Raw genomic sequence first — 3,083 nt, forward strand, 5'->3', positions numbered from 1 at the left:
CGCCAGATAGCTGAGTTTGGCTCTCTTTTTGTCAACGCTACTGGATCGGTTGAGCAAATTATACTGCGGTGTCTTCGACCGATATCGATGACTGAGAGTGTGAGAATTCTTAGACAGGCTCAACAATGGTGGTCAATTCTGGGAGTGAAAAATATGAACAACTCGGATGATGTGTCGAATCTTAATATGAATGGTTAGAAAGGTAAAATTACCACAATCATAATGAGGCCAAGATTAGTTATGTCCCTTTTGACTGAATTGCGTACAACTCAGCATATCGCCCGTCGTTGTCGATCAACCTCTCGTGCTCGCCAGCCTCAATGATCTCACCTGCCTCCACGGTGTAGATTCGATCGGCGTTTTTCACCGTCGACAACCGATGTGCAATCCCAACAATTGCGTAATCCCGATCCATCGCCTCAATCGCCTGTTGGACCTCCTGTTCGAGATTTGAATCGAGATTACTCGTTGCCTCATCTAAGACCAACACCTCGGCATCCTTCAACAACGCACGCGCCAACGCCACACGCTGTTTTTGCCCACCAGACAACCGCACTCCTTCATCACCCAACTGCGTCTCATATCCCACGGGCAACTCATCGAAGAACTGATCAACTTTGGCAATCCGAGCAACGCGATCCAACTCTTTTTCCGACACCCCTCGGTTCCCAATTGTCAAATTGTACCGCAATGTGTCATTGAATACGTAGGGACTCTGTCGAACCACGGCAATCCGAGAACGCCACTCGTCAATATCCATTTCACTGATGGGTTGACCATTCGCACAAATCTCTCCCCCAGTGGGTTCGTACATCCGAGTCAGAAGTGAGATAATCGTCGATTTACCAGCACCGGACTGCCCAACAAATCCAATAAAATCTCCCTTTTCAAATTCAAATGATACGCGTGAAACAGCTTCCTCGTCCTGGCCCTTGTACGAGAATCGAACGTCATCAAACTCAACAGTCTGAATTTCTGCTGGTACCGCTTCAGTAGCAGTCTGTGGCTCAGCATTTGAACCAAGTTCATCAATAAATTGCTGTGTACGAACTAAGTGTGGTAGATTGTTTTCAACTTTATATAACTGTGAATTCACGTTACTCACTCTTGGCCCGAGTCGAAACATTGCAAACAAAAATACCCCAAGAGACCCAAGCGATAGATCTGCAACGGTGATCGCTAAGTAAATCAGCACAAAGACAGACACGGCAGTCAGGAGATTATAGAAGTTCGCAATCGCCTGTTCGTTCCTTCGGAGTCTAATACTCGAATCAGCGAACTGATTGACAGCCCCTAAGAAATCGTCAAACAGCTCCGATTTGAGTTCAAACAATTTGGTATCACGAATTCCTTGTGTTCCTGCTTGGGCGGCCTGTTGGACGCCTTCGTTTGCGTCGGCGACCTTATCTCCGAGTTCATAGCCTGGTTCGACCACATATCGAAACATCAGCGTAAATCCTCCAAGAAACACCAGTGCAAAGAGTGTGAGTTCTGGAGAGACCACAAATGCCACTAACAGATACATTAGTGCCAAAAACGATTGCTCCATGAAATCAACCACATACTTGATTGTTCGGCCAGCGTACTCTGCTTGTGTGACAATTGCATTCAGAATATCATCAGAGCCCTCTCGGTCAAAGTACGCAATACGAGCCTCCAGCGCATTGTCAAACGCCTGTATCTGAATTTCGCGGGTGTAATCGATCACTAACGCCTCGCGCATCCAGCGCACAACAAATGTCGTGGTCCACCGAATCACAAGTACGAGGCTCACACCCGTAATCACATATCCAAGCGTAAATGGAATCCCAAGGAATTGATAGGCGGTCACAAACGCAAGCATAACGCCCTCGGCTTCGTTCGCTGGGTCATCGGATGTTTGGACGATCTCGACAATCGGCATGATAAATCCGAGACCAACACCTTCGAGCAGAGCCGCAACGACACCACCAATAATAATTGCAACCGTCAGTGTCGGACGATACTTCGCCACACGGACCAGTGCGCGTATTTGTGCCCGTCGACTAATCTGATCATCCTCTGGCATTGATTTATCATTTGACTGTTGTTGTTTATATTCGTTGGATTTACACCTCATTGTGTGATACCATGGCCGCGTGTCTCCTGCTGTCTGTGCGTCTAACGGTTGTTGCGCAGACAAGAAGGGACATCCTTTGAGGGCCTAGAAACCGATGTGGGTGTGCGAGCACTCGTTTCCGTCATTCGGATTCGAAGCGAGCAGGGATCTTAATTTAACGTACAACGTCCTCTCACGCAGTCTCGATTTAGTAGAAGTGGTTCACTCCGATTAAATGACTGCGGAGACTGCACTCTCGAACCAATTCAATTCCTACAATGCGTATCCAAGTAATACGGAGTCTGTCCTCAGCGAAACAGGGAAGCCAAACATAACAGCATAGGTACAACTGAACAACATCAAAATCGCTATTTGTGGCCATATTCATGTTTAGTGTATGAACATACTCGTCACAGGCGGGGCTGGCTTTATTGGCGGACATCTCGCCGAATCGTTCGTCGACGCTGGTCACAACGTCACAACCCTCGATATCCTCGAGCCGTTCTACGATGTCGGGCTCAAAGAACACAACATTGAGGCTGGCCGCGAAACTGCCCAGAAGACTGGGAGCTACGAATTCATCGAGGGCTCAACCACGGACAAAGCTCTCGTCGACGACATCGTCGAAGACATCGACATCATCTACCACCAAGCTGCCCAGGCTGGAGTCCGTGCAAGCGTCGAAGACCCGACCAAAGTCACCGAGTACAACATCAACGGCTCCCAGACAATCCTGGAAGCCGCCCGTAAACACGACGTCGACCGTGTGGTCAACGCCTCCTCGTCAAGTGTCTACGGTAAACCCGAGTATCTCCCCTACGACGAAGACCACCCAAACGAGCCGGTCTCACCCTATGGGGCCTCCAAACTCACTGTCGAAGAGGGTGTCATAGAATACGTCGCATACGAAAGAGCAGGGTTGAGAAGCCGTGTCCAGCAGCACTCAAACCCTGCAAGATGAGCCTTGGATAGACGAGTTCTTTAATCTCGTGGCGGTTGAGACGCT

The 3,083-nt window shown here is 48.9% G+C and carries 2 protein-coding genes; one reads left to right on the forward strand and one right to left on the reverse strand.

Features of this window, described 5'->3' with window-relative positions:
* Window positions 1-238: 238 nt before the first annotated feature.
* Window positions 239-2,047 (reverse strand): ABC transporter ATP-binding protein, encoded by a 1,809-nt coding sequence (locus tag O2S87_RS18325; RefSeq protein WP_475410167.1) that lies wholly within the window; start codon window positions 2,045-2,047, stop codon window positions 239-241.
* 427 nt (window positions 2,048-2,474) lie between these two features.
* On the opposite strand from O2S87_RS18325, the gene O2S87_RS18330 reads away from it, so the two are divergent.
* A complete protein-coding gene (locus tag O2S87_RS18330) occupies window positions 2,475-3,038 on the forward strand; it encodes a GDP-mannose 4,6-dehydratase (protein ID WP_475410168.1) in 564 nt (187 codons plus the stop codon).
* The last annotated feature ends 45 nt before the right edge of the window (window positions 3,039-3,083 follow it).

The organism is Halohasta sp. A2 (assembly GCF_056175805.1).

What these genes read in the sequence shown, in the direction of transcription:
- O2S87_RS18325 (WP_475410167.1), bottom strand. Translation starts at nt 2,047, where the DNA reads ATGCCAGAGGATGATCAGATTAGTCGACGGGCACAAATACGCGCACTG.
- O2S87_RS18330 (WP_475410168.1), top strand. Translation starts at nt 2,475, where the DNA reads ATGAACATACTCGTCACAGGCGGGGCTGGCTTTATTGGCGGACATCTC.